The organism is Marinobacter sp. Hex_13, from assembly GCF_001566815.1.
GTDB classification, from domain to species: Bacteria; Pseudomonadota; Gammaproteobacteria; order Pseudomonadales; family Oleiphilaceae; genus Marinobacter; species Marinobacter salarius.
Genome location: NZ_LSMM01000001.1, coordinates 22073 through 48102 on the forward strand (window position 1 = coordinate 22073; position 26030 = coordinate 48102).

A 26030-nucleotide genomic window follows, 5' to 3' on the forward strand; every position below is an offset into this window, starting at 1 on the left:
CGATAACCCTATCCAAGAAATCCGGATCTATTCGTGGTTACAACCGGCCCGCGGTGGTCATTGTCCTGAAACGGCAATACGCCAGCACGCGGTGAGAGCCGCACTGGCGGGAAATACGGAAACGGAGGTTGCCTGAAAGGCAGGGGCTCAAGTCTAGCCCGTCAGGGGGCTGAAGACAACGCCAGGGCATATGCAGGTGTCAGGCGGTGTTTGGTGAGCGTCACGGGACGTGTACAATAGTGTCAGGCATGTCGCAACCGGGCGACCCCGTTTCCAATGAGAGGTGAGAGTTCATGGACATCAACGAAACCATCAAGAGCCAGCTTGAGGAAAACGCCATTATCCTCTATATGAAAGGCACTCCACAGGCTCCGCAGTGCGGTTTCTCAGCGAAGACCGTCCAGGCGCTGATGGCATGCGGCGAGCGGTTCGCCTTTGTAAATATTCTTGATAACCAGGAATTGCGTGAAGGCCTCAAGGTCTATTCAAGCTGGCCCACCTACCCGCAGCTCTATATCAATGGTGAGCTGGTAGGCGGCTGCGACATTATTCTCGAAATGTCGGAAAGTGGTGAGCTGGCCGAGCAGGTCAAAGCCGCTGCGAAACAGGCAGAAGCCTGAGTTAACCGCGTTTAAAGGCGTTCCGGGGCGAAAATGAGTTCGACCCGGAATTGCTTCCTTCCTGAGTATTCTTCCGGTGGTTTTGGATAAGGACTGGCTAGCAGGGCAGCCTGATAAATCGCTCGGTCTATGTCGTTGAACCCCGTCGATTTGGTGACTTTGGCACCAGTAAGTGCTCCGCTTGGGAGTAGTTTCAGCTCAAGCTGACTGCTCACCGGCTCGGTGACACTGCGGCTGGAAGGAACCGGTCGTTTGCCGAGTTCCTTACCAATGTGTACGGCCAGGCTTGCCGTATAGGGATCCACATCTCGTGGAGACGATGTTATCTGAGTGACCTTTTCCGGCGTGTCCTCCACCGGTTGCTCCGGGTTGCCTGCGGCAGTAGCGGCCGAGTCCTGCGAGGGCGTTGTCCGTGCTGGAGATTGGGGCTCCATCACGGGTGTTTGTGGTGATGGCGCCGAACGCGCAGTTGGTTCTTTGTGCCGCGGATGACTGGTGTCGACTTGCGGCGATTCCACAGCAACGGGGTCACGCTGGTCGCTGGTGGGCGTTGGTTCAGTTGTGATCGTGTTGCGGTCCGGAGCTGTCGTGCGAGTCGGCGATGTCGCGCTGGCGGCGGATTCCGGCAAGGGAATACTGCCAGGACTGACCAGTTCCACTTTCACCGTCTGGCGATGGCTTTCCGCGCTTGGAGCCGTATAGGGAAGGGTGGCCATTATCAGGGTATGAAGCAGTAAGGCAACCGATATCGCCAGGGTGATCCGGTATTTGTCCGGGAGGCCGGTAACACTGCCATACTCCAGCATTGTTGCTCAGACGCTCCCAGTACTTTTAACCTGCCTTGCTCCGCAAGCTGCCCACGACTGCGTCCAGCGCCCGGTCAATCAGCGCTCCCTGCTCAAGGACGGTCAGACGGCCGCGCCGCATCTCATGCGCCAGGTCGGTGCGGGTTTTCTCGATCACCTTGAGCCCCATGCGATTTACGAAAACAAAGCAGTCTGCTTCCTCAATGATGGCGGACAGTTTGCAGCGGAAGCTGGCCCCGTTGACCAGGTTGAACTCCACCCAATTGCCGATTTCAATAGCATCGATCTGTGCCACATATTCGGCGATGGCGGCGTCCTCAAGCTCCTGTTGGCGCTCGATGGCAGTCTGATGAGCCGTGGGGATGTCTTCTTCGGGCTCCGGCTCGGGAGAGTCCTCCATGGCCTCGGCCAGCGCGTTGGCTCGGAAAGCTTCCGTTAACTCGTGCTTGAGGTCCGCCATCATCTCATCCAGCTTGGATGAGTTGTAGGAAACCTCTTCAAGCCCGGCCCGGAGTGACTTCAGCAAGCCGGGAACCACGCGAACCCACTGATCCCGCTCTTCATCTTCCTGATGCGGATGCAGGCACCAAATGAGGTCATCCACCACGCGGACAGTCTGTAGCCAGCGGTGTTCCACGTCGTCCCTCAGGTAAGCCAGGAACATCACCCGGCTCCAGCCGTTGATCAGGATGTTCCGCACTGGCTCCTGAAGCTTGTATCGCGCCAGTTTTTTCTGCAGCAACTGATCGACGGTTTCCTGAGCTTTCTGCGATTTGATACGTCCGCGCTCGGATTCCCGGGTGCGCTGCTCCACCAGGGAGGACTTGCGGTTTTCCCTTGCCAGGAACTGTTCGAACTCCTCGCCCAGGGTTTCAAAGAGTGTTACGTCACCATCGAATTCGTTCAGTATGCGAACGACAATGGCGTGGATCTGCTCGTACAGCTTGTCGCGGGTTTTCTCGTCACTCTCGCTCCAGCCAATGCCGGCCCGTGCCAGGGAGTTCAGCAGGCGGCGGGCTGGGTGAGTTGCTTTACTGAAGAATGACTTGTCCTTGATCACCACCTTGAGGATGGGGATCTGCAATCGGCTGATCAGGACCTGCACGGGGGCCGAGAGGTTGTAATCGTCGAGAATGAATTCAAACAACATGGACACGAGGTTGATCAGGTCCTCGTCCATTTCCGCCAACGCCGGCTTTTTGCCATCGCTGGTCGTTCCGGCCTGTGCCAGCAACTGTTGGACAACCTGGTGGAGGTCAACCATCACCGGCTCGCCGGCACTCAGGTTGCCGCTAATCTGTTCGCCAGGGGGGTGTTGGGGAAGTGAGCCGAGCAGACTTGCCAGTTCCGCTCCCCCAACGACATGAATATTGGGGTCGGATGCCCGCGGCGGAATGCCTGCGTTGGCGCGCTGGAGCGCCAGCATCTGCCGGATCTGGTCGAACATGGCGCCTTCATGGTGCCCTTGCTGACTTTCCGCAGCAGCGGGTTCCGTCATCGCGCTGGCGTTCCCACCTGTTTCGTCAGCGTGAGTGCCGGATGCTGTCTTGCTCTGCTGTTTACCAGCCTTGCCGTGGTAGCGGAAATTCGGAATCACGCCGGCCTGGATGAGGATTCGGTTGGCTTCGTCCAGCAACATGCCAAGGTTGGAAACAACGTAACGATCAAATTGCTTGAGCAGAATCAGGCGTTCGCGTATCTGGATTTCCAGCGCCTGGATGGCTTCCACAAAGGCGCTGCAGAGATGTTCTGGCGCCATGGGGTTAACCGGCGCTTCGTCACTGGCGCCCGGATAAACCACGCTGAAGCGTGTCTGCAGTTGTAACAGGGGACCCTGAAAGTGGACCTTGGACTTGGTGATCATGGCATTGAGGGCAACCTGTTCTTCCAGGTCGTCGTCGCCTACCAGCGACAGGCTGTCTGAGCTGGTCTGGCTGGCTAGACTTTCGTCGGCTGCCACGCTGCCGCTTTGAGGCGGATTGGCGAACAGTTGTGCTACCGCATTCTGGAAGTGACGCTCTACACCCTTCCGCTTGATACGGATTTCGCGCATGGCCTCGAAATAGCGGTTTTGCTCGTTGTTGCTTCTGGCGTTGTTTGCCAGCTCGAACAGCGAGTCATCAACTGCATCAAATGCACCCTGCAACAAATCCCCCAGTCCAGCAACGACAGTGTCGCGGATGCGAACCACCTGCGCAGGTACGGGATTTGAGCTCCCTGCCTCCCGGTGCTCGCGGAGATAATGTATGCCGGACTGCTTATTCATGGCCGACTCCTGTGTACGCCTCAACCGGATACATGACCGAGCTTACAGCTGTATTTTTTCTTTATACGTTAAATCTACCGCATTTTAACACACGGTAACATGACCAAACGCTAACAAAACCCACTAATGTTCCAAAGCACCCTAAGGAACGGCGGATCATATGCCTTACGGCATGTTGTTATTATTTTTTGCGTGACTCCAGTCTTGGGTGGAACCGCATTTCGGTCAAGAAAAATATTAAAATTTGATCTTTCTAAATAGTCAGGTGTTATAGCCAGATGATCTAGCCCATAGCGCGCTTTTTCTTCTTTTTGGGGTGAACGATCGCAGCCTTGACCACATTGTCCTTGATTTGGAGCACCTCAACGCGGTGCCCGCCCACCTTCAGGCACACGTTGGTGTCCGGGATGTTTTCCAGGGTTTCGGTGATGAGGCCGTTGAGTGTTTTGGGGCCATCAATAGGTAGCTTCCAGCCAAGGGTTTTGTTGATGGTTCGCACAGCGGACGTACCATCGATGATGTATGTGCCGTCGTCCTGGGGAATGATGTCGGGGCTGGTGGCGGCGTAATCGGTGGTGAATTCGCCAACGATCTCCTCAAGAATGTCTTCCAGTGTCGCCAGGCCGAGTACTTCTCCGTACTCGTCAACAACGATGCCGAAGCGTCGTTTCTCCTTCTGAAAGTTGATCAGTTGGGTGTTGAGGGGTGTGCTTTCCGGAATGAAATAGGGCTCACGGCACAGCTGCATCAGCATGGCCTTGTTGATTTCATCGTGAAGCAGGAGTTTTGAGGCGTTGCGCAGGTGAAGCACGCCCTGAATGTTGTTGATGTCCCCCTTGAACACCGGCAAGCGAGTGTGCTGACTGCTTCTTAGTTGGCGCAGGATGGTGTCCAGGTCATCATCCAGATCGATGCCGACCACCTCGTTGCGTGGCACCATGATGTCGTTCACGGTCACTTTCTCAAGGTCGAGGATGCTAACCAGCATGTCCTTGTGTTTGGCTGGGATCAGTGCGCCCGCCTCATTTACAAGGGTTCTCAGTTCTTCGCGGCTGAGGTGCTCGTTGGCGGCATCGTCGGCGGACACGCCGATGATCTTCAGGATGGCGCCTGTAAACAGATTAACCGCCCAAACCACGGGATAGAGTAATTTGAGCAGCGGCCCCAGTACGTGGCTGGCTGGAAAGGCAATCTTTTCGGGAAACAGTGCAGCAAGGGTTTTGGGGGTGACTTCCGCAAAAATCAGGATAACGATGGTCAGCAGAACGGTGGCAATGGCAATCCCGGCGTCGCCCCAAATGCGGATGGCGATCACCGTGGCGATGGCTGAGGCAAAGATGTTGACGAAGTTGTTGCCGATCAGGATGACGCCGATCAGCTGGTCGGTGCGATTGAGGAGAGACTGGGCTCTGCGGGCGCCTCTATGGCCGGTCTTGGCCATGTGCTTCAGCCGGTACCGGTTCAGTGACATCATCCCGGTTTCAGAGCTGGAGAAGAAGGCGGAAAGCAGGATGAGTCCTGCCAGGATGATGAACAGCGCAGTAAGCGATGTTTCGTTCAAGACTGAGTGTCCTTATGTTGCCGACAAGTTGGGAAAATAGGTGGTTGAAAGTCGGGGTGTCAAGTTGGTGTCTGTCCGGGGAAATTCATGGTAGCGTCAGCCGCCCCGGTGAAAGATCAGTTCCAGCACGAACTTGCTTCCATAGAAGGCGAGCATTAACAGGGCGCACCCTGCCAGTGTCCAGCGGCTGGCGGTAATGCCGCGCCAGCCCTTCGTGTAGCGTCCGATCAGCAATGCGATGAAGACGATGAGTGACAACAGCGAGAACAGCGTTTTGTGGGCCAGATCCTGAGCGAACAGGTCGTCAATGAACAGGGCGCCGGTCACGATGGCCAGAATCAGCATGACCACGCCTGCCCACACCAGCTCGAACAGCAATGACTCCATGGTCTGCAGCGGCGGCAGGTTGCGTATCAGGACGCTGTTATAGTTCTGTTTGAGCTGGCGATTCTGCAGGTAAAGCAGCACCGCCTGTATGGCGGCCAGCGTAAACAGGCTGTAGGCTGTCACCGACAGTGCGATATGGGAGAGCATGCCGTAGTGGTCTTCCGGCACCAATCGGGAAGGGGAGTGAGTAATCAGACCCATAATGATGGTCAGCGCTGCCAGCGGGTAAACGCCAAGGAAAAGGCTTTGTACCGGTTTGCGAAGGTTGAGGGCTAGCAGCAAAAAAGCGATCAGCCAGGAAATAAGGACAGAGCTCTGGAAGAAGCCGAAATCGAAACCGCCTTCACGATGAACGGTCTGGGCAATCAACAGTCCATGTGCTGTCAGGGCCAGCAGGCCGATAAGGGTGGTGATGGCAATGCTGGTGTGTACCCGTCCCCGGAAGCTGAGAGCCTGCAGGGCGGTACCTACGCTGTAAAGCAATAACGAAGTGACCGCGAGGATCAACGTTCCCATGACGTCCTTTTTATAACCACTTTCTGACTCGAGATCGGCGGGGTTCCACGCCGATTTGACCGGGCTGGTCGTTTCAGGGCGATAGTCTGGTTATAATGTCGCGATTATGCAACAGGAATCAAGGAACCTGATCGGGTTCCGGTGTTTCATGCAACCAATTTATCCGGGTACGGAAGAGCAACATGTTTGAAAACCTCCAGGACCGACTTTCCGGCAGTCTGCGCAAGATATCTGGGCAGGCGCGGCTGACCGACGACAATATAAAGGAAACGCTGCGTGAAGTGCGCATGGCGCTGTTGGAGGCGGACGTTGCCCTGCCTGTGGTCAAGGCATTCATTGAGGGCGTGCGTCAGCGGGCAATCGGGCAGGAAGTTCAGCGTAGCCTGAGTCCGGGCCAGGTATTCGTGAAGGTTGTCCAGCAGGAGCTGGAACGCGTGATGGGGGATGGCAACGAATCCCTCAACCTGGCAGTACAGCCACCGGCAGTGATTATGATGGCCGGCTTGCAGGGTGCCGGTAAGACCACCACGGTGGCCAAGCTTGCCCGCTTCCTTAAGGAAAGGCAGAAAAAGTCCGTTCTGGTGGTGAGCGCCGACGTGTATCGCCCGGCGGCCATTCGTCAGCTGGAAACGCTGGCCGGTGAAGTGGGTGTGGAGTTCTTTCCCAGTTCTGAGGACCAGGACCCTGTTGATATCGCCAATGGCGCCATGGATGCAGCCCGCAAGAAACATGTTGATGTTGTGATTCTGGATACCGCCGGCCGCCTGCACGTCGATGAGCAGATGATGGGCGAGATTGGTCGTCTTCATAAAGCCGTCAACCCGGTTGAAACCCTGTTTGTGGTCGACGCCATGACGGGCCAGGATGCTGCCAACACGGCCAAGGCCTTTAATGATGCGCTGCCACTGACGGGCGTTGTCCTGACCAAGACCGATGGCGATGCCCGTGGCGGTGCCGCGCTGTCGGTGCGTCACATTACTGGCAAGCCGATCAAGTTCCTGGGTGTGGGCGAGAAGTCCGATGCCCTGGAGCCATTCCACCCTGACAGGGTGGCGTCCCGGATTCTGGGTATGGGGGATGTGCTCTCCCTTATAGAGGAAGCCGAGCGCAAGATTGATCAGAAGAAAGCCCAGAAACTGACAAAGAAGATCAAGAAGGGTAAAAGCTTTGATCTTGAAGACTTCCGTGACCAGCTTCAGCAGATGAAAAGCATGGGCGGCATCGGCGGTCTGATGGATAAGCTGCCCGGTATGGGCCAGATGGCACAGATGGCCCAGCAACAGGTCAATGACAAGTCCATGGGGCAGATGGAGGCCATTATCTGCTCGATGACGGCAAAGGAGCGCCGCTACCCGGATGTGATCAATAACTCTCGCAAGCGCCGCATTGCGACGGGGTCCGGTACGCAAATCCAGGATGTGAATCGTCTGCTAAAGCAGCACAAGCAAATGCAGAAAATGATGAAGAAATTCGGCAAGAAGGGCGGAATGGCTAACATGATGCGCGGTCTTGGCGGTATGATGCCGCCGGGTGGCGCAGGCGGTGGTATGCCTCCGCGTGGGCGTATGTAGAAACCGGGATGTTTTCCCTGTTTTCTTTGGCGTTCATTTAGCATAGAATAGCGCCCCTTTCGAGTATGGGTCTTCGCGTCAGCCAGTGATTTCTGAAGCTTGGCGGGTGTGAATCGTACAAAGTTCGTACAACAGAACAGGATATTGGTCGAAATGGTAATAATCCGTTTGGCTCGTGGCGGCTCCAAGAAGCGCCCGTTCTACCATCTGACAGTGACAGATAGCCGCAAATCCCGCGACGGTCGTTTTATCGAGCGTGTTGGTTTCTTCAACCCGGTTGCCCGTGGCCAGGAAGAGCGTCTGCGTATTGATCGTGATCGCATCGATCATTGGCTGGGTCAAGGCGCCCAGACCAGCGAGCGCGTTGCACAGCTGCTGAAAGGCGCTGCTGCAGAGTAATTGAAAGAACGTTTCACCACCGGGGTTAGGGTATGGCTCAACATTCGCAGGAAACTGTGATTGGTCAGATTACCTCGGTGTTTGGGGTTAAGGGGTGGCTCAAGGTCTACTCCTATACTGACCCCAAGGACGGAATACTGAACTACCGGGACTGGACCTTGGTTCACAACGGCAAGCGTATCCCGGCCAGGCTTGAGGAAGGTCGCCGGCAAGGCCAGGGGATCGTCGTCAGGCTGAAAGGTATCGATGATCGTGAAGTGGCCCGCAGTTACTGTGGTGCCGACGTTGTTGTGTCTACCGAGGAATTGCCGCAGCTCCCCGAAGGGGAATACTACTGGCATCAACTGGAAGGCCTTGACGTTTTCACGACAGAGGATGAGTACCTGGGTAAGGTGCATCATCTGATAGAAACAGGCTCCAACGACGTCCTGGTGGTGCGGGCAACCGACGCCTCCATTGACCAGCGTGAGCGGCTGATTCCCTATCTTCCGGACCAAGTGGTCCGGAGTGTGGATCTGGCCGGCTCGCGTTTGGTGGCCGACTGGGATCCGGAGTTCTGACGGGTGTGGATTGGCGCAGTCAGTCTGTTCCCGGAGATGTACGCTGCGGTGACGGATTACGGGATTACCGGAAGGGCCGTTCGTGATGGTCTGTTGACGTTCACGGCCTGGAATCCTCGGGAATTCACTCATGATCGTCACCGAACGGTAGACGACCGGCCTTACGGTGGAGGCCCCGGTATGCTGATGAAAATTCAGCCACTGCGGGATGCCATCCATGCGGCAAGGGAGTCTGCACCCGGACGCGCCTGCGTGGTTTATCTGTCTCCCCAGGGGGAGGCGATGAATCAGGGCGTGGTTGAATCGCTGGCAGCGGAAGAGAGTCTTATTCTCGTCGCTGGGCGATATGAGGGTGTTGATGAGCGCCTGATATCGGCGGAAGTCGATCGGGAGGTGTCACTGGGAGATTTCGTGCTTTCCGGTGGCGAGTTGGCGGCCATGGCTGTCATTGATGCGGTTACACGCCTCATCCCCGGAGCGCTGGGTCATGCGCAGTCGGCAGAGCAGGATTCCTTTGCTGACGGTTTGCTGGATTGTCCGCACTACACCCGGCCGGAGGTTTACGAAGGTCAGGCTGTGCCGGATGTTTTGTTAGGCGGTCACCATGATCAGATCCGGCGTTGGCGGCTGAAACAGTCGTTGAGGCGAACCCGGGAGCGACGCCCCGACCTGCTGGATAAGCGGGTGTTTACGGACGAAGAGCGTGAGCTGCTGGAAGAGATTTTGAACGAACCGGGTGCCTCTGAATCATCAGGGCATTAAAAGATTGGGTATCAGGAGCACATACGATGAGCGGCAAGAACAACATCATCAGTCAAATTGAATCAGAGCAGATGACCAAGGAAATCCCTGCCTTTGCGCCGGGTGATACCGTGGTGATCCAGGTTCGCGTTACCGAGGGCAACCGTGAGCGTCTGCAGGCGTTCGAAGGCGTTGTGATCGGCAAGCGCAACCGTGGCATGAACTCTTCCTTCACTGTACGGAAAGTGTCCTACGGTGTGGGTGTTGAGCGTACCTTCCAGACCTTCTCCAAGCTGATCGACAGCATCAGTGTGAAGCGTCGTGGTGACGTTCGCCAGGCTAAGCTTTACTACCTGCGCGACCTGTCTGGCAAGGCAGCTCGTATCAAGGAAAAGCTGGGCTGATCAGCAGAAGTTGCTGGTACAGTTCGTCAGGAAAAGGCAGCCCAAGGCTGCCTTTTTCGTATCCGGTTGCCGGAACTTTTCGGTTCCGTTTCGAGTAGGCCGCCATGCCCCGGAAACCCACCTCCAGAGTTGAGCTTAGATCGCAGGATGAAGCGGTCATTGTGCGCTTCACCGATGCCATCTGGCTTGAAGATGGCTTGGGGGAAAAAACCCGTCAGGCGTACCGGAGTGATCTTGAGCGGTTGGCGGCCTGGCTGCAGGAGCAGCCGGGAACGCCCCTGCTGACCGAGGTGCGCCGGACCGACTTGCTGGGCTGGATATCCCGTGGGTTGTCTGATGGTTTCAAAACCTCCACGGCTGCCCGTCGCCTCTCCGGTCTTCGTCGTTTTTTCCGCTACCTTTTGCGAGAAGGCGTGATCGCTGAAGACCCTACACTGCGAATAGATAGCCCCCGCCTTCCTCGACGGTTGCCGGATTCTTTGTCGGAAGACGACGTGGAAAACCTGTTGTCGGAACCCGATCCTGAAGTGCCCATTGAGCTTCGCGACAAGGCGATGATGGAAATCCTGTACGGCTGCGGTTTGCGGGTTTCGGAGCTTGTGGCTTTAACGGTGGATGAGGTGAACCTGCGCCAGGGGGTGATCAGGATTGTTGGCAAGGGAAACAAGGAGCGCCTGGTTCCGCTTGGTGAAGAGGCAGTTGATTGGCTGGTACGTTACATGAGGGAGGGGCGAGGTGAGCTTCTCAAGGGGCGGGCCAGCAACGCACTGTTTCCGGGTAACCGTCCCGCTGCGATGACGCGGCAGACCTTCTGGCATCGGATCAAACATTACGCACTCCGTTCTGGAATTCACAAGCATCTGTCACCCCATACCCTTCGCCATGCCTTTGCGACGCATCTGTTGAATCATGGTGCCGACTTACGGGTGGTTCAGATGTTACTTGGGCATTCGGACTTGTCGACAACCCAGATATACACCCATGTGGCACGTCAGCGATTACAATCGCTGCATCAGGCTCACCATCCGCGCGGTTAGTTAGGGTGTCGTAACATCCCGGGTTAGTCGGCGGGCATGGCGCTTGGTACACTGAACTTTTTGCGGGCAGCGGTGTCGCACAAACTCGGCGGAATTCGCCGTCTGACAGGCTATATACCTTCGTGATTCTGGAAAACTGGAAACCAATATGCTGATCAAGAACTTGTTTAAACCCTTGCTGCCACTGGTGCTCGCGGCTCTGGCGGCTGGCGCTCACACTGCTCATGCGGGCGAGGTCGAGGATGCGATTGCCGACAAACTCACCGCAGCGATTCCGGGGCTGAAGATATCCGATGTCCGCAAGTCGGAGGCTGAGGGTTTGTACGAGGTGTACAGTAATAACGGCGATACCATTTTCACAACGGCCGATGGTCAGTATCTCCTGACCGGCGACCTGCTGAAAGTGACCGCGAACGGTATTGCCAATATCTCTGAACAGGGCAGGGCGTCCCAGCGCGCTCAAACCATGGACGAGTTCGGTGATGAGGGGCTGATCAGTTTTCCGGCCAAGGGCACCGAAAAGGCTTCTATTGCTGTGTTCACCGATATCGATTGCCCATACTGCCGCAAGCTGCATGACGAGGTTCCGCGACTGAACGAATTGGGTATTACTGTCAATTACTATGGCTTTCCCCGTTCCGGCCCCAATACGCCCTCTTTTCGCAAGTATATTTCCGTCTGGTGTTCCGATGATCCGCAGGCTGCCATGAATGCCGCCAAGCAGGGTCGATCCGTGGATGATCAGAGCTGCGAGAACCCGGTCAGGGAGCAATTCGAGCTGGGTAGTCGCGTCGGTGTGACGGGTACCCCAGCGATCGTATTGGAAGACGGTAATATGGTGCGTGGTTATGTGCCGTCTGAAAAACTGGCTGAAGGCCTGGGGCTGCTCTGATAGGCTACGGAATGCCTTGTTTGCCTGTTCATCAGGCGGGGCTTATTCGGGCGCCCGTTAACCGTTATACTATCGCTCCCCACAGCAACCCATCGGGAACAGAGGTGAAAGCTTGAAAGACGTCAATGTCGGAATCTGCGGACTGGGAACAGTCGGTGGTGGTACGTTCAACGTACTGACCCGTAATGCCAGCCTGATCACAGGCCGGACAGGTTTCAATCTCCGTATTGCCCGGGTGGCGACACGCACCCCGCGCAATGATATTGATCTGGGGGATATCCCGTTCAGTACCGACATTTTTGACGTGGTGAACGACCCGTCTGTGGATGTTGTGGTCGAATTGATTGGTGGTTACGAAACTGCTCGGGAGCTGGTGCTGGCTGCCATCCGAAATGGCAAGCACGTAGTCACCGCCAACAAGGCGTTGATTGCGGTCCATGGCAACGAGATTTTCGAGGCAGCGGCGAAGCAGAATGTGATCGTTTCCTACGAGGCTGGCGTTGCTGGCGGTATCCCCGTCATCAAGGCTGTTCGCGAAGGCATGGCCGCCAACCGCGTTGACTGGATCGCCGGCATCATCAACGGCACCGGTAACTATATTCTCACCGAGATGCGCGCCGGTCGCGAGTTCGCTGAAGTGCTGAAAGAAGCTCAGGACCTGGGGTATGCCGAGGCGGACCCGACCTTCGATGTGGAAGGCATTGACGCTGCACACAAATTGACGATCCTGGCCTCTGCAGGCTTTGGTGTGCCGCTGCAATTTGAAAAAGCCTACACCGAGGGGATTTCGGAAATCACCCCTTACGACATCGCTCACGCGGAAATTCTTGGTTATCGCATCAAGCACCTGGGGATCGCACGTCGCCGCGATGAGGGCATCGAGTTGCGGGTGCATCCCACGCTGGTTCCGCGCAGCCATCTCATTGCACAGGTGGATGGTGTGTTGAACGCAGTTCTGGTGGACGGTGATGCCGTTGGTCAGACCATGTATTACGGCCCCGGCGCCGGCGATGAGGCCACGGCATCAGCGGTTATCGCCGATATCATCGACGCGGCCCGTTCCGTGGCTGCCAAGAGCAACCAGCGGGTTCCCTACCTTGGCTTCGAGCCTGCGGCAATGGAAGATCTGCCGGTGCTGCCGATGGAGGATGTTCAGTCCGCCTATTACCTGCGCATACAGGCGCTGGACCGTCCCGGCGTGCTGGCGAAAGTCGCTTCCATTCTCAGTGAGCACGGCATCAACATCGAGTCCATTATGCAGAAGGAATCGGAGCTGAAAGATGGCCGCATCCCGGTAATTATCCTGACCCACACGGTCCAGGAGCGACAGATCAACCGCGCTATTGAAGAGCTGGAAGCCCTGAGCGATATCGACGAAAAAGTCGTCCGTATCCGCGCCGAAAACTTTAACTGACAGGAACGCAAGGTGAGATACATCAGTACACGGGGCGAAGCTCCCGCCCTGGGCTTTGAAGACGTCCTGCTGACAGGCCTGGCCACCGACGGTGGCCTGTATGTCCCGGAATCATTGCCTCATTTCAGCCTGGAAGAAATTCGCAGCTGGCGTGGGCTTTCCTACAGCGAGCTCGCTTTCAAGGTAATGCACCCGTTTGTCGACGATGCGATTCCTGCGGAGGATTTCCGCAGGATGCTGGACGAGACCTACGGTGATGTATTTGCCCATAAAGCGGTGGCCCCACTGGTTCAGTTGGACACCAATGAGTGGGTCATGGAGCTTTTCCGTGGCCCAACCCTGGCGTTCAAGGATTTTGCCCTGCAACTGCTGGGGCGCCTGTTGGACTACGTGTTGGAGAAACGCAAGCAGCACGTGGTGATCATGGGGGCAACGTCCGGTGATACCGGCTCCGCCGCCATTGAGGGGTGCCGCCGGTGCGAACACGTCGACATTTTCATCCTGCATCCCCATGAACGGGTGTCCGAGGTGCAGCGTCGCCAGATGACCACCGTGAAGGGTGACAATATCCATAACATCGCGGTGCGCGGCAACTTTGATGACTGCCAGCGCATGGTGAAGGCGAGCTTTGGTGACCAGTCGTTCCTCGGTGGTCAAACCCAGCTTGCGGCGGTGAATTCCATTAACTGGGCCCGTATCATGGCTCAGATCGTCTACTACTTTCATGCTTCCCTGGCGCTCGGCGGTCCGGATCGGAGTATGGCTTTCTCGGTGCCCACGGGTAACTTCGGCGATATCTTCGCGGGTTATCTGGCCAGGAAAATGGGTTTGCCGATCTCCCAGTTGGTGATCGCCACCAACCGTAACGACATCCTGCATCGCTTTATGAGTGGCAATCGCTACGAGCAGCTCCAGCTTGAGCATACCTTGTCACCAAGCATGGATATCATGGTGTCCAGCAATTTCGAGCGCCTGTTGTTCGACCTGCACGGCCGCGACGGGGCTGCGGTAAAGGACCTGTTGGAGAATGCCACCAAGGGCCCAGTCAGCATTGAAGATTACCGCTGGAAGCACGCTCGCAAACTGTTTGACAGTGACGCGGTGGGTGATGAGGGCACCACAGACACCATCCGTGAGGTGTTTGACCAGAACGAGTACTTGCTCGACCCCCATACCGCCATCGGCGTGCGTGCGGCCCGAAACTGTCGTCGCGACCCGGCGGTACCGATGATTACCCTGGGTACTGCGCATCCGGCCAAGTTCCCGGATGCCGTGTTGCGCTCAGGTGTTAAAGCCGAGCCGTCCCTGCCGGTGCATATGTCGGATCTGTTCGAACGGGAGGAGCGATACACCGTTTTGGATAATGACCTGTCCGCCGTGCAGGACTTTATCGCCAAACACTGGAAAAATACCTGAGTGGTATGACGCCCAAAAAAATCCTTCGTCGCCCCAGCCCGGACACCACTCCGGACTGGGGCCAGAATCTGCCCCCACTGCTTCGCCGTCTATACGCCGCCCGTGGCGTGACTTCCGATGACCAACTCACCTACACACTGAAACACCTGGCATCGCCCATGGATCTAAGAGGTGTCGACCGTGCCGTTGCGCTCCTGGCGGAAGCCATCACCAGTCAGCAGCGAGTGCTGGTGCTTGGGGACTTCGACGCCGACGGCGCCACCAGCACGGCAGTTGCCATGCTGGGATTGGGGATGCTGGGGCTGAACGATATTGACTTCCGTGTGCCCAGCCGGTTTTCCGACGGTTATGGATTGACGCCGGGCATTATCCACCGGTTGAGAGATGAGGGTGCGCTGCCGGACCTGCTGGTGACCGTGGACAACGGTATTTCCGCCGTGGAAGGTGTTCGCGCAGCCCGGGAACTGGGCATCCGGGTGGTTGTGACCGATCATCACCTGGCCGGTGAAACCCTGCCTGAGGCGGACGCCATCGTGAACCCCAACCAGCCCGGCTGCCCCTTCTTGAGCAAGAACGCGGCGGGCGTGGGTGTGATGTTCTATGTGCTGACGGCTCTTCGAAAGCATCTGCGTGAGCAGGGCCTGTTGCCAGAGCCGCAACCTAATCTCGGCAATCTGTTGGATCTTGTGGCGCTTGGCACAGTAGCGGACGTTGTTCCCTTGGATCATAACAACCGCATCTTCGTGGAACAGGGCCTGCGCCGCATCCGCCAGGGGGAGGCCCGCCCCGGTATTCTGGCGCTGCTGGAAGTGGCAGGCCGCGATCACAGCGAAATCAGCTCCACGGATCTCGGGTTTGTGGTTGGCCCAAGGCTGAATGCTGCCGGTCGCCTGGACGATATGAGCGTGGGCATTGCCTGCCTGCTGGCGGACAGCCGTGACGAAGCCCAGCGCCTGGCTCGAGAACTGGATACCTTCAATCGTGAACGTCGCACCATCGAAAAAGATATGAAAACCCAGGCCCAGGATCTGCTGGCGTCCATGTCGCTGGACATCGAGGGCCTGCCGTGGGGCCTGGCCCTGTTTGACACCGACTGGCACCAGGGTGTGATCGGCATACTGGCGGCCCGTATCCGCGAGCAGACCCACCGCCCGACGATTGCGTTTGCGCCGGACGACAACGGCGAGGACATCAAGGGTTCGGCCCGTTCCATCCCGGGCCTGCATATCCGCGACGTGCTCGCCGTGGTTGATGCCAGGCACCCGGGGATGATGAAAAAATTCGGCGGCCATGCCATGGCGGCAGGCATGACCCTGTCCCGCGGTGACCTGGATGCGTTCAGTGACGCGTTCGACCGGGCGGTCCGCGATACCCTGCGGGCGGAAGACCTTGAGGCGGCCATTACCACCGATGGCCCCCTGAGCCCGGACGAGCTTCACCTGGAAACCGCCACCCTGTTAAAGCGTGCCGGTCCCTGGGGGCAGCATTTCCCGGAGCCCCTGTTTGACGGCAACTTCCGTGTGGTCAGCCAGCGCATCGTTGGCGAGAACCACCTGAAGCTGGTGCTCCAGCCGGAAGAGGGCGGCGCCATCATCGATGGCATCGCCTTCAACACCGGGCCGGAAGTGCCTGACTACACCAGGACTGGCGCTCGAGTGGTTTACAAACCTGATGCAAATACCTTTCGTGGGCGGACGAATCTGCAGCTTTTGGTGGATTATCTGGAGCCGCTGGGCTGACTTAGGCGTCTGGCACAGGGGTGGGGGTCTTTTTCTTCTGGGAAAAGAACTCGCTTCGCTCAGACACCTTTTCCCGACAGAAAAAGCCCCCACCCCCATGCCGATCAAACCTGAGAGATCGCTCCGTATTCATACGTTTGTGGCGATAACTCGTGGTTGAGGCATTGGTCGGTGACGCCCTTTCAGGATCGTCAAAAACATGGATGTTTTTGTCGAGCGTACATGGATGTATTTACCGCGTATCCTGGAAGGGCGTCGCCGACCAATGCATGCACCCAGTCAAAAACCCACCGGCTGATTTAAGAACAGATTTCCGGTAGAATCTCGCGTCTGATTTTGATCGCATTCATTTTCCGAGCGAGAGTAAGGATTTCATGGAAATCAATCCCATTGTTACGAAGATAAAAGACCTTCGTGAGCGCACTGAAGCGCTCAGGGGGTATCTTTGACTACGATCAGCGTAGTGAAAGACTGACCGAAGTTGAGCGTGAGCTGGAAGTGCCTTCCGTATGGGAAGACCCCGAACGGGCTCAGGCGCTGGGCAAGGAACGTTCCGATCTTGAATTGATTGTTCGTACCATCGACAACCTCACCTCCGGCCTTGAAGACGCCGAAGGTCTGCTCGAAATTGCGGACGAGGAAGAGGACGAGGGCACGGCCGCGGAGATCGAAGCCGATCTGGCCGGGCTTGACAAAGAGCTCGAGAAGCTCGAATTCCGCCGCATGTTCTCCGGCGAGATGGACGCCAACAACGCCTACCTGGACATTCAGGCCGGCTCCGGCGGTACTGAGGCCCAGGACTGGGGCAATATGCTGTTGCGCATGTACCTGCGTTGGGCTGAGCGCCGTGGCTTCAAGGCCGAGATCGTCGAATTGCAGGAAGGCGATGTGGCTGGCATCAAGAGTGCGACCATCCACATCCAGGGCGACTATGCGTTTGGTTGGTTGCGCACGGAAACCGGTGTGCATCGTCTGGTGCGAAAATCGCCGTTTGATTCCGGCAACCGCCGTCACACGTCGTTTTCATCCGTCTTTGTCTCACCGGAAGTGGACGACAGCTTCGAGATTGAAATCAATCCGGCAGACCTTCGTGTCGACGTCTATCGCGCCTCGGGTGCGGGTGGTCAGCACGTAAACCGGACTGAATCTGCTGTGCGTCTGACTCACAATCCCACTGGTATTGTCGTGGCCTGTCAGGCTGGCCGAAGCCAGCATCAGAACAAAGACCAGGCCATGAAACAGCTGAAAGCGAAGCTGTTTGAGCGTGAGATGCAGGAGCGTAACGCCGAGAAACAGAAGGCTGAGGATGCCAAGGCGGATATCGGCTGGGGCAGCCAGATCCGCTCCTACGTGCTGGACGACAGCCGTATCAAGGACTTACGCACCAAGGTGGAAACCAGCAATACCCAGTCGGTGCTGGACGGTGACATCGACAAGTTCATCGAAGCCAGCCTGAAGATGGCGCTGTAAACAGCGCCTTTGCCATGCTAACCCGGACAATTCCCGATTTTGCGAGCCAACATGACTGAACACACCCCGAATGCACAGCCAGAGGACAACAAGCTGATTGCCGAGCGTCGCGCCAAGTTGGCGGAGATGCGTGATCAGGGCAATGCCTTTCCCAACAACTTCCGTCGCGACGCCACCGCGGCCGAGCTTTTGGCCAAATATGGCGACAAGAGCAAGGAAGAGCTGGCTGAGATGGGCATTCAGGTGGCTGTTGCCGGCCGCATGATGCTTGATCGTAAAGCATTCAAAGTGGTTCAGGATATGACGGGCCGCATTCAGATCTACGCCTCAAAAGATGTCCAGAAAGACACCAAGCACTGGGATCTGGGCGATATCGTGGGTGTGCGGGGTATTCTGTGTAAGTCAGGCAAGGGTGACCTCTATGTAAGCATGGACGAGTACACGCTGTTGACCAAGTCGCTGCGTCCATTGCCGGAGAAACACAAGGGGCTGACCGACACGGAAGCCCGGTATCGTCACCGCTACGTTGACCTGATGGTGAACGAAGACAGTCGCCGCGTGTTCTATGCACGTTCGAAGATTATCAGCGTCATGCGTCAGTACTTCACCGACCGGGACTTCATGGAAGTCGAAACCCCGATGTTGCAGGTGATTCCTGGTGGTGCCACGGCGCGTCCGTTCGTGACTCACCACAACGCCCTGGGTATCGACATGTACCTGCGTATTGCTCCGGAGCTGTTCCTCAAGCGCCTGGTGGTCGGTGGTTTCGAGCGGGTATTCGAAATCAACCGCAACTTCCGTAATGAAGGGCTTTCCACCCGTCATAACCCGGAATTCACCATGGTGGAGTTCTATCAGGCCTATGCCGATTACAACGACCTGATGGACCTTACCGAAGACATGCTGCGCACCATTGCCCAGAAAGTACTCGGTACCACCACGGTGGTGAACACCCGTACCCTGTCCGATGGCGAAGAAGAAACCATTGAGTACGACTTCGGCAAGCCTTTCGAGCGCCTGACCGTGGTGGACGCCATCCTGCGATACAACCCCGATATCAAAGCCGAACAACTGGCCGATGAAACCAGTGCTCGACAGGTAGCGAAGGATCTGGGCATTCACCTTAAAGAAGGCTGGGGACTGGGCAAGGTGCAGATCGAAATCTTTGAAGCGACTGCTGAGCATCGCCTGATGCAGCCCACATTCATTACCGATTACCCGAAAGAAGTGTCACCGCTGGCCCGCTGCAAGGACAACGATACGTTCGTCACTGAGCGTTTCGAATTCTTCGTGGGCGGCCGCGAGATCGCCAACGGATTCTCCGAGCTGAACGACGCGGAAGACCAGGCTGAGCGCTTCCAGGATCAGGTGGCCGAGAAAGACGCCGGCGACGACGAAGCCATGTTCTTCGACGAAGACTACGTCATGGCGCTGGAATATGGCCTGCCACCAACCGCAGGTGAAGGCATTGGCATCGACCGTCTGGCCATGCTTCTGACGGATTCCGCCTCGATTCGCGACGTCATCCTGTTCCCCGCCATGCGCCCGGAGCACAAGGCTGAAACGAAGAAAGACGAGGGCTGAACATGCAGCCGGTGGAGATACTGGCAAGCCAGCTAAAATCAGGGCGAGGTTGGACGGAGTACCTTGGTGACGAATTCCGTCAGCCCTACATGCAGCAGCTGGCTGAATTCCTCGCGGCGGAAGAGCAGGCGGGAAAGACCTTGTTCCCCGCCAGCCAGCATTGCTTCAACGCCCTGAACAGCACACCGCTGGATAAGGTGCGCGTGGTTATTCTCGGCCAGGACCCCTACCACGGTCCCGGCCAGGCCCACGGCCTGTGCTTCTCCGTGCGCCCGCACGTGGCCACGCCGCCGTCGTTGGTCAACATCTTCAAGGAAATCCACGCCGACCTCGGCATTCAGCCCCCAGACCACGGCTGCCTGCAACCCTGGGCGGAGCAGGGCGTGCTCCTTCTCAACAGCGTCCTCACCGTCGTCCAGAGCGAGGCTGGCGCCCACCAGGGCAAAGGCTGGGAAACCTTCACCGACCGCGTCATCGAAACCATTAACCGCGAGCGTGAAGGGGTGGTGTTTCTACTCTGGGGAAGCTACGCCAAGAAAAAAGGCCAGCACATCGACCGAAGCAAGCATCTGGTACTGGACGGGCCACATCCATCGCCGTTAAGCGCCTACCGCGGCTTCTTCGGCTGCAAGCATTTTTCCCGGGCCAACGAGTGGTTACAGCAGAAGGGCCTGCCGACCGTTGATTGGTCTTTGCCAAACAAATCGCAGCTACTGGAACAATACGGTAAGAGCCAATCCTGAAAAAATGAAGCGGCCCGAAAGAGCGGCCCGCAACTGTATTGATCGGCCGGAGGTGGGGGTATTTTCTCTGACAGGAAAAGGTGTCCGAGCGAAGCGAGTTCTTTTCCCGAAGAAAATACCCCCACCTTCGGCCAGCCCCCAAACCTACTGAAGAAGCGCCATAGCAGCTTCCATCTGCGCATTCAGGTCCTCTTCCTCGCTCATATCCACCTCAGGATCCAACCCAAGACGATCAAACGCCGAAATCGTCTTCCAGTCCACCTCCGTCCAGGGATGATCTGTCCCGGCAATCAACTGCAGATTGGCAATCATCACCAGATCCGCATAATCCGCTGCCGGCACCTCACGATGCAGGTTCGCGTATTCCAGAGGCACATTCTGAAGTTCTTTCGGGAAATCCCATTTCTGCAGAATCGTCGCCCCGATACGCGGATGAATCTCATCAATCACATTGTCCAGCATGATGCTACTGATCTGAATATCCCGGTCTTCCACATAGCGCAGAATCGGCAACACCCCGATGAGGTGAACCAACCCGGCCAGGGTGGCCTGATCTGCCTTGAGATTGGTGTAATGCTGTGCCAGCACATGGCACACCCCGGCCACCTCAGTGCTCTTTTGCCAGGTGGCACGAAGGCGCTTGTCGATCATGTCCGAAGTGGCCTGGAACATCTGCTCCATGGCAAGACCCATCGCCAGGTTGCTGGTATAAGCCATGCCCAGGCGACCAACCGCCATATTCAAGTTCTCAATCGCCCGGCTGCCGCGAAATAGCGGGCTGTTGCAGACTCGAATGATACGGGCTGACAGGGCCGTGTCGTTGCTGATGACCTTCACCAGGTCAATAATGGCCGAGTCCTCGTTTTCTGCGATGTCGCGTACCTGAAGCGCAACTTCCGGAAGTGTCGGAAGTACCAGTTTGTCGTTTTCAATAGCGTCGGTCAGGTCGGTTTTTATGGTTTCTACAATGTTGGACATAGTCAGTTTGAATCCGCCTGTTAAGTGTCACCTGGCCGGCAGGAACGTCCGGAAAGGCTAATATGTTCATGTATATGACGTACTTTATAGCAAATTATCGGGATTCTTCCTGTCAACTTATGTATCAGGCGTGTCGGTTTTTTCACGCTCCGGAACAGAATACGGCAAGGGGCGCAGTGACAGAACCGCGTCGGAGGCGCTCTCGGGTACCAATGATTTCTCCGCCGCATCGTGGCGCACAACGGCCAGAATCTCCGAGTGTCCGTCAGAGAAACCAACAGAATTCACGACATTTCCCACTGACCGATCTCCGTCCAGCAGCGACTCACCGGGGGCAGGCAGGGTACCGGCATCGCTGCAGGTATACCGGAAAAGGCTTTTTTTGAGTTGCCCCAGGAAGTGCATGCGCGCGATCACTTCCTGCCCGGTGTAGCAGCCTTTCTTGAAGTGGATGCCTCCAACATGCTGCCAGTTCAGCATTTGCGGCACGAAGCTCTCCGTGGTGGCGGCCGTGAGCAATGCTACGCCGGCAGCAATTTCGGAAGCCTGCCAATCGGCGAGGGGGGCTGCAGGAATGTCCGCCAGAGCCTGTTGTAGCGATGTGTCCAGATCACCCGTTTGCCAGAGTTCATAGCGAGCCATGCCCTCGGCGGTGTCCATCGTACGTATCACGTGGCCTCCGTTGATTTTCACGGAATCGCCTGCGACTGCCAGTGCACCGGTGCCTTCTGGCAGCAGTTTTTCTACTGCGGCATCGCCCAGAAGTCCGATGATCCGAGCGTCCGACTCTACCTCCATTGACGTACCACGGAACAGCATCAGGTACTTGCGCAAATGAGTCACCGTGCCGTCGGAGAGATCCGCTGGCAGCTCCATCAATATGTCATCACCATCCCTCACCAACCGGGTCAGGCAATAGGCGCGCCCCTTGGGTGTACAGGCTGCCGCTCTTGGCGAATGACCCTGGGTGACATCGTCGATCTGCTGGCTGAACTGCCCCTGCAGGAACTTGTCAGTGCCTGGCCCGGATATTCGAACCATGACACGGTCAGAGATGAAAACGCAGCGGGGCTGGGGAAGCGGATGGTTAGCCAACGGACTTTCGATGTCTGACATGAAGCACTCCAGAATCAGTGGATTTCCTGCGTTTGGCGACCAGATGCCTTGCTGCCAGAGGTCGGGCCCAGGCGAAGCCAGACCCGCAAACGGCGGAATGCATCGGAAGGGATGTTGCGAAACCGCGGCGTAACTGCAACCAGGACAACAGGATATGTACACGATATGGTGCCGGAATGCTGCAGTTTCAAGATCGCAAAGTGGGCACCCAGACGACTTTCGTCCGCAACCTGAACAGCGCGGTCCTGCCCTGAGCGAAGGCGCACGTATAATTGCTCGCCCTCAACCCGTAGTTCGGTTACGGCTTCCGGACCGACCAGCAAGCCGGTTCGGCGATACTGGAAAACCGCACCCACGAGTGAGGGGATAGCCAGCACCAGAAGGAGGGGGCTGAACTCACTGGCTACGGCGGCTACGAACAGGGTCAGCGCCAGCCAGGGCAGGGCGCACAGTAACCCGACAGCGTGGGATGGAATCAGTGCCAGTTCAATTCGGCTGGACACGGTTCAGTATGAGGTCAACGATGCGTTGCAGGTCGGGATCTTCCGGGCGGCTGCGCTGCATGAACCACTCGAACATATCGGTGTCCTCGCAGTTGATCAGCTTTTGGTACCGTGCCTGGTCCTCAGCGGGAAGATCTCGATAGGCGTTCTCAAGGAATGGGATCAGCAAAACGTCCAGTTCAAGCATGCCGCGGCGGCTGTGCCAGTAGAGGCGGTTGAATTCAGTATTGTCAGACATTGATTCTCTCAGTTAACCAGTGGGCATTGGAGTGGACCGAGCCATTTCCTTCAGGGAGACGACCGTCGGTAAGTGGTGGGAACCAGTACAGTATCCCTTGCCTCGTGGAGTAGTCCGGGGAAATCCAGTGTGTAGTGCAGGCCGCGACTTTCCCGGCGCTGCAACGCGGAACAGATAATCAGGTCCGCCACGGTCACCAGGTTGCGCAGCTCAAGCAGGTCGTTCGAGACGCGGTAGTTGCTGTAGAACTCGCCAATTTCCCGTTCCAGCAGATCAATCCGGTGCTTGGCTCTCTGCAGGCGTTTGGTCGTACGAACGATGCCAACATAGTCCCACATGAAATGCCGCAGTTCGTCCCAGTTGTGGGAGATTACCACGTCTTCGTCGGAATCCCTTACCTGGCTTTCGTCCCAGTCCGGTGCTTGGGGTGGTGCAGGAATGTCCGATTCCCGTCGCGCTATATCCGCAGCGGCGGCACGGCCGTAGACCAGGCATTCAAGCAGGGAGTTACTGGCCATGCGATTGGCGCCATGCAGACCGGTAAACGCAGCCTCGCCGACAACATAGAGCTGGTTGATGTCGGTGCGGGCGCGTTCGTCACTGAGTATGCCGCCACAGGTGTAGTGCGCGGCGGGTACCACCGGGATCGGTTCTTTGGTGATATCAATCCCGAACGTCAGGCATTTTTCGCGAATGGTTGGGAAATGCTGTTTGATGAACTCGGCCGGTTTATGGCTGATGTCCAGGTATAGATGATCAGCACCCAGCCGTTTCATTTCGTGGTCGATGGCGCGGGCCACGATATCCCGGGGCGCCAGCTCGCCTCGATCATCGAAGCGATCCATAAAGCGGGAGCCGTCCGGAAGCTTCAGCACACCGCCTTCACCCCTCACTGCCTCGGTAATCAGGAACGACTTGGCATGTGGGTGGTACAGGCACGTGGGGTGGAACTGGTTGAATTCCATATTGCCGACCCGGCAGCCGGCGCGCCAGGCCATGGCTATACCGTCTCCCGAAGCTCCGTCCGGGTTGGTGGTATAGCGATACGCCTTGCTGGCGCCGCCCGTGGCGAGGATAGTGAACCGGGCCCGGAACAGTTCGACATGGTTGTCTTCCAGGTTCAGTATGTAGGCGCCTACGCACGCGTTTCCAGGCAATGCCAGCTTGCGATTGGTGATCAGGTCTACGGCAACCCGGCGGGACATCAGGGTAATGTTGGGGCGCGCCTGGGCCTGGGACGTCAGGGTGGTGGAAACAGCGTGGCCGGTGGCATCGGCCGCGTGGATAATGCGGCGGTGGCTATGCCCGCCCTCCCGTGTCAGGTGGTACTGGGACTGGTCATCGCGGGTAAAGGTGACGCCGCTGTCGATCAGCCAGTTGATGCTCTCGCGGCCATGCTCAACCGTAAACCGGACAGCATCCTCGTGGCAGAGGCCGCCCCCGGCGTTGAGGGTGTCGCTGACGTGATTCTCAAGAGAGTCGTCGTCATCCAGCACGGCGGCAATGCCGCCCTGGGCCCAGAGTGTTGCGCCGCTGCTGATATCGGCCTTGCTGATGACGGCGATCTGCAGGTGCTCGGGCAAATTCAGGGCAACAGTGAGGCCGGCAGCACCGCTGCCGACAATCAGGACATCGAATTCGTAGGACTGTGGCATCGGGTCGTAATCGCGGGCCATAATGTGGATGTGTATTGAACTAAACTTTGCGCTCGCTGTCTATTTGGCCTGACGGGGTGCTCCCGGATAAAAGGGGGCATTGTAGACTCATCGGATGCCGGACAGCAGCATGATTCCATTGAATAGCAGGCAAGTGGGCCAGACGGTCGAACGCTATGGCAACTCCGGCACTCCGTCCATGAATGCGGATACAGAAAGACACAAGGAAGACGGCAGCGAAAGCCAGACAGACCTTCAGCTGGTAAGAAAGGTCCGTCATGGTGATCGGCCCGCCTTTGATCTTCTGGTTGTCAAATATCAGTCCAGGGTTGCGTCGATTATCAGTCGTTATGTCTACGACAGCCAGGAGGTGATGGACCTTACCCAGGAAACCTTCGTCAAGGCGTACCGGGCGATTGACCGTTTTCGGGGAGACAGCGCGTTCTACACCTGGCTGTACCGTATAGCCGTGAATACGGCCAAGAATTTTCTTGAGTCCCGCGGGCGTCGTCCGCAAGGCAGTGCCGACGCGGGGGAAGCCGAGAATTACGACGACGGTTCAAGACTCAGGGACAATGCGTCACCGGAGAAACTGTTGCAGCGGGATCAGTTGCAGAGCGCGCTCAGGGTGGCGATATCAAACTTGCCGGAGGAGCTTCGATCTGCGTTTTTGCTCAGGGAGTACGACGGGCTGAGTTACGAAGACATCGCCGGTATTCTCGAGTGCCCCATCGGCACGGTAAGGTCACGAATATTCAGGGCACGGGATGCAGTGGATCGCCACCTGGGCCCTTTGTTAAATGATTCCCGGACGTAATGAGGTTGCATCCTATGGATGATCGTCTCAAAGAAACGCTGTCGGCAATGATGGATGACGAGGCAGATGAATTGTCAGTTCGCAGACTGCTGTCACACGCTGAGCAGGATCAGGTTCGTTCGCAGTGGCAGCGTTGGCAGCAGGTGCGGGATCTCATGCATCAGGGCAGCGTGGCACCGGAGGCTGTGGATGTCAGTGCTGGGGTCAGGGATGTTCTGGATGGCAGCGGTGCGGTATCGCCTGCTGCGACAGTCGGCTCGATGCCCCGCCGGGACAAAAGCTGGCATTGGCCAGCGGTTGCGATGGTCACACTGGCAGCGGTGATTGGTTTTGGCGCCGGTGCTGGTTGGGAGTCCGCCGAAGATGGTGGAGCGATTACAGCCGCGGGCGTTTCAGAAGAACAGGATCGGCAGGAGTCGGCGGTCGAGCCGGTGCCGGAGGTGGCATTGCAAGGACTTGATGAGGAGCAATGGGAACATCTTAGCCGCTATCTTCTTGAGCACGCCCAACATAACAGCGTAGGAGCCGGTCGAGGCTCCGTTGGCTATGCGCGTGTCGTTAGCGCGTCCGGACCAGGGTATTGACGTTTCATGTTTG

25 protein-coding genes are annotated in these 26030 nt (G+C 57.2%); 16 read left to right on the forward strand and 9 right to left on the reverse strand.

Annotated features, from left to right (window positions below; all coding sequences use genetic code 11):
• The first annotated feature begins 293 nt into the window (after nt 1–293).
• Nucleotides 294–620: a Grx4 family monothiol glutaredoxin gene (gene grxD / locus AXW11_RS00120; protein WP_036204127.1), complete on the forward strand. Its 327-nt coding sequence runs from the start codon at nt 294–296 to the stop codon at nt 618–620.
• A gap of 11 nt (nt 621–631) precedes the next feature.
• Here the strand turns inward: grxD and AXW11_RS00125 are convergent, their stop codons facing one another.
• The 4 genes from AXW11_RS00125 to AXW11_RS00140 form a co-directional block, all read right to left on the reverse strand.
• The gene (locus tag AXW11_RS00125; RefSeq protein WP_091641876.1) at nt 632–1426 is read right to left on the reverse strand and encodes an energy transducer TonB family protein; all 795 of its coding nucleotides are present in this window, start codon (nt 1424–1426) and stop codon (nt 632–634) included.
• Between the two features lie 25 nt (nt 1427–1451).
• Nucleotides 1452–3692: a DUF1631 domain-containing protein gene (locus AXW11_RS00130; RefSeq protein ID WP_036204133.1), complete on the reverse strand. Its 2241-nt coding sequence runs from the start codon at nt 3690–3692 to the stop codon at nt 1452–1454.
• A gap of 283 nt (nt 3693–3975) precedes the next feature.
• Nucleotides 3976–5253, reverse strand: a complete 1278-nt coding sequence (locus tag AXW11_RS00135; RefSeq protein WP_041333515.1) for an HlyC/CorC family transporter — start codon at nt 5251–5253, stop codon at nt 3976–3978.
• A gap of 96 nt (nt 5254–5349) precedes the next feature.
• Nucleotides 5350–6156, reverse strand: a complete 807-nt coding sequence (locus AXW11_RS00140) for a cytochrome C assembly family protein (RefSeq protein ID WP_036204139.1) — start codon at nt 6154–6156, stop codon at nt 5350–5352.
• A gap of 182 nt (nt 6157–6338) precedes the next feature.
• On the opposite strand from AXW11_RS00140, the gene ffh reads away from it, so the two are divergent.
• The 13 genes from ffh (at nt 6339) to ung (ending at nt 20126) form a co-directional block, all read left to right on the forward strand.
• Nucleotides 6339–7727, forward strand: coding sequence for a signal recognition particle protein (ffh, locus tag AXW11_RS00145; protein ID WP_036204143.1), 1389 nt, complete (start codon nt 6339–6341; stop codon nt 7725–7727).
• A gap of 153 nt (nt 7728–7880) precedes the next feature.
• Nucleotides 7881–8126, forward strand: a complete 246-nt coding sequence (rpsP, locus tag AXW11_RS00150; RefSeq protein WP_007154391.1) for a 30S ribosomal protein S16 — start codon at nt 7881–7883, stop codon at nt 8124–8126.
• 32 nt (nt 8127–8158) lie between these two features.
• On the forward strand, nt 8159–8686 hold the full coding sequence (rimM, locus tag AXW11_RS00155; RefSeq protein ID WP_036204145.1) for a ribosome maturation factor RimM: 528 nt from the start codon (nt 8159–8161) through the stop codon (nt 8684–8686).
• A gap of 3 nt (nt 8687–8689) precedes the next feature.
• Entirely contained in the window at nt 8690–9448 is a 759-nt protein-coding gene (gene trmD, locus AXW11_RS00160) for a tRNA (guanosine(37)-N1)-methyltransferase TrmD (protein WP_036204148.1), read from the forward strand.
• A 26-nt stretch (nt 9449–9474) separates the two neighbouring features.
• A complete protein-coding gene (rplS, locus tag AXW11_RS00165; RefSeq protein ID WP_007154388.1) occupies nt 9475–9831 on the forward strand; it encodes a 50S ribosomal protein L19 in 357 nt (118 codons plus the stop codon).
• 104 nt (nt 9832–9935) lie between these two features.
• Nucleotides 9936–10868 carry a site-specific tyrosine recombinase XerD gene (gene xerD / locus AXW11_RS00170; RefSeq protein ID WP_091641873.1) on the forward strand — a complete coding sequence of 311 codons (933 nt, stop codon included), beginning with the start codon at nt 9936–9938 and terminating at the stop codon, nt 10866–10868.
• A gap of 148 nt (nt 10869–11016) precedes the next feature.
• Nucleotides 11017–11760, forward strand: coding sequence for a DsbC family protein (locus AXW11_RS00175; RefSeq protein ID WP_075195986.1), 744 nt, complete (start codon nt 11017–11019; stop codon nt 11758–11760).
• Between the two features lie 112 nt (nt 11761–11872).
• Nucleotides 11873–13174, forward strand: coding sequence for a homoserine dehydrogenase (locus AXW11_RS00180; RefSeq protein ID WP_036204154.1), 1302 nt, complete (start codon nt 11873–11875; stop codon nt 13172–13174).
• A 12-nt stretch (nt 13175–13186) separates the two neighbouring features.
• On the forward strand, nt 13187–14590 hold the full coding sequence (gene thrC, locus AXW11_RS00185; protein ID WP_091641871.1) for a threonine synthase: 1404 nt from the start codon (nt 13187–13189) through the stop codon (nt 14588–14590).
• Nucleotides 14591–14595: 5 nt separating this feature from the next.
• Nucleotides 14596–16329 (forward strand): single-stranded-DNA-specific exonuclease RecJ, encoded by a 1734-nt coding sequence (gene recJ / locus AXW11_RS00190; RefSeq protein ID WP_091641868.1) that lies wholly within the window; start codon nt 14596–14598, stop codon nt 16327–16329.
• 374 nt (nt 16330–16703) lie between these two features.
• A protein-coding gene (prfB, locus tag AXW11_RS00195; protein WP_126810486.1) for a peptide chain release factor 2 occupies nt 16704–17799 on the forward strand; the annotation gives its coding sequence in 2 pieces (ribosomal slippage) (nt 16704–16775 and nt 16777–17799; 1095 coding nt in all).
• Nucleotides 17800–17850: 51 nt separating this feature from the next.
• Entirely contained in the window at nt 17851–19383 is a 1533-nt protein-coding gene (gene lysS, locus AXW11_RS00200; protein ID WP_091641866.1) for a lysine--tRNA ligase, read from the forward strand.
• 2 nt (nt 19384–19385) lie between these two features.
• Nucleotides 19386–20126: a uracil-DNA glycosylase gene (ung, locus tag AXW11_RS00205; protein WP_091641863.1), complete on the forward strand. Its 741-nt coding sequence runs from the start codon at nt 19386–19388 to the stop codon at nt 20124–20126.
• Nucleotides 20127–20270: 144 nt separating this feature from the next.
• Here ung and AXW11_RS00210 read toward each other — a convergent pair whose 3' ends face one another.
• From AXW11_RS00210 to nadB, 5 genes are all read right to left on the reverse strand, one after another.
• Nucleotides 20271–21104 (reverse strand): HDOD domain-containing protein, encoded by an 834-nt coding sequence (locus AXW11_RS00210; RefSeq protein WP_036204169.1) that lies wholly within the window; start codon nt 21102–21104, stop codon nt 20271–20273.
• Nucleotides 21105–21221: 117 nt separating this feature from the next.
• Complete coding sequence (ygfZ, locus tag AXW11_RS00215) at nt 21222–22220, reverse strand: CAF17-like 4Fe-4S cluster assembly/insertion protein YgfZ (RefSeq protein ID WP_091641861.1); 999 nt, start codon at nt 22218–22220, stop codon at nt 21222–21224.
• Nucleotides 22221–22234: 14 nt separating this feature from the next.
• Entirely contained in the window at nt 22235–22723 is a 489-nt protein-coding gene (locus AXW11_RS00220; protein ID WP_091641858.1) for a hypothetical protein, read from the reverse strand.
• Nucleotides 22707–22961: an FAD assembly factor SdhE gene (locus AXW11_RS00225; RefSeq protein WP_091641856.1), complete on the reverse strand. Its 255-nt coding sequence runs from the start codon at nt 22959–22961 to the stop codon at nt 22707–22709. Before AXW11_RS00225 ends, AXW11_RS00220 begins: the two co-directional genes overlap by 17 nt.
• Nucleotides 22962–23011: 50 nt before the next feature.
• Nucleotides 23012–24616, reverse strand: a complete 1605-nt coding sequence (nadB, locus tag AXW11_RS00230; RefSeq protein ID WP_177190603.1) for an L-aspartate oxidase — start codon at nt 24614–24616, stop codon at nt 23012–23014.
• A 199-nt stretch (nt 24617–24815) separates the two neighbouring features.
• On the opposite strand from nadB, the gene rpoE reads away from it, so the two are divergent.
• Nucleotides 24816–25433: an RNA polymerase sigma factor RpoE gene (gene rpoE, locus AXW11_RS00235; protein ID WP_127402363.1), complete on the forward strand. Its 618-nt coding sequence runs from the start codon at nt 24816–24818 to the stop codon at nt 25431–25433.
• 14 nt (nt 25434–25447) lie between these two features.
• Entirely contained in the window at nt 25448–26017 is a 570-nt protein-coding gene (locus AXW11_RS00240; RefSeq protein WP_091641854.1) for a sigma-E factor negative regulatory protein, read from the forward strand.
• Nucleotides 26018–26030 lie beyond the last annotated feature (13 nt).

Bases quoted from the DNA above. Each gene is read 5' to 3' on its own strand.
- grxD (WP_036204127.1), top strand. From the start codon at position 294: ATGGACATCAACGAAACCATCAAGAGCCAGCTTGAGGAAAACGCCATT.
- AXW11_RS00125 (WP_091641876.1), bottom strand. From the start codon at position 1,426: ATGCTGGAGTATGGCAGTGTTACCGGCCTCCCGGACAAATACCGGATC.
- AXW11_RS00130 (WP_036204133.1), bottom strand. From the start codon at position 3,692: ATGAATAAGCAGTCCGGCATACATTATCTCCGCGAGCACCGGGAGGCA.
- AXW11_RS00140 (WP_036204139.1), bottom strand. From the start codon at position 6,156: ATGGGAACGTTGATCCTCGCGGTCACTTCGTTATTGCTTTACAGCGTA.
- ffh (WP_036204143.1), top strand. From the start codon at position 6,339: ATGTTTGAAAACCTCCAGGACCGACTTTCCGGCAGTCTGCGCAAGATA.
- rpsP (WP_007154391.1), top strand. From the start codon at position 7,881: ATGGTAATAATCCGTTTGGCTCGTGGCGGCTCCAAGAAGCGCCCGTTC.
- rimM (WP_036204145.1), top strand. From the start codon at position 8,159: ATGGCTCAACATTCGCAGGAAACTGTGATTGGTCAGATTACCTCGGTG.
- rplS (WP_007154388.1), top strand. From the start codon at position 9,475: ATGAGCGGCAAGAACAACATCATCAGTCAAATTGAATCAGAGCAGATG.
- xerD (WP_091641873.1), top strand. From the start codon at position 9,936: ATGCCCCGGAAACCCACCTCCAGAGTTGAGCTTAGATCGCAGGATGAA.
- AXW11_RS00175 (WP_075195986.1), top strand. From the start codon at position 11,017: ATGCTGATCAAGAACTTGTTTAAACCCTTGCTGCCACTGGTGCTCGCG.
- recJ (WP_091641868.1), top strand. From the start codon at position 14,596: ATGACGCCCAAAAAAATCCTTCGTCGCCCCAGCCCGGACACCACTCCG.
- lysS (WP_091641866.1), top strand. From the start codon at position 17,851: ATGACTGAACACACCCCGAATGCACAGCCAGAGGACAACAAGCTGATT.
- ung (WP_091641863.1), top strand. From the start codon at position 19,386: ATGCAGCCGGTGGAGATACTGGCAAGCCAGCTAAAATCAGGGCGAGGT.
- AXW11_RS00210 (WP_036204169.1), bottom strand. From the start codon at position 21,104: ATGTCCAACATTGTAGAAACCATAAAAACCGACCTGACCGACGCTATT.
- ygfZ (WP_091641861.1), bottom strand. From the start codon at position 22,220: ATGTCAGACATCGAAAGTCCGTTGGCTAACCATCCGCTTCCCCAGCCC.
- AXW11_RS00225 (WP_091641856.1), bottom strand. From the start codon at position 22,961: ATGTCTGACAATACTGAATTCAACCGCCTCTACTGGCACAGCCGCCGC.
- nadB (WP_177190603.1), bottom strand. From the start codon at position 24,616: ATGCCACAGTCCTACGAATTCGATGTCCTGATTGTCGGCAGCGGTGCT.
- rpoE (WP_127402363.1), top strand. From the start codon at position 24,816: ATGAATGCGGATACAGAAAGACACAAGGAAGACGGCAGCGAAAGCCAG.
- AXW11_RS00240 (WP_091641854.1), top strand. From the start codon at position 25,448: ATGGATGATCGTCTCAAAGAAACGCTGTCGGCAATGATGGATGACGAG.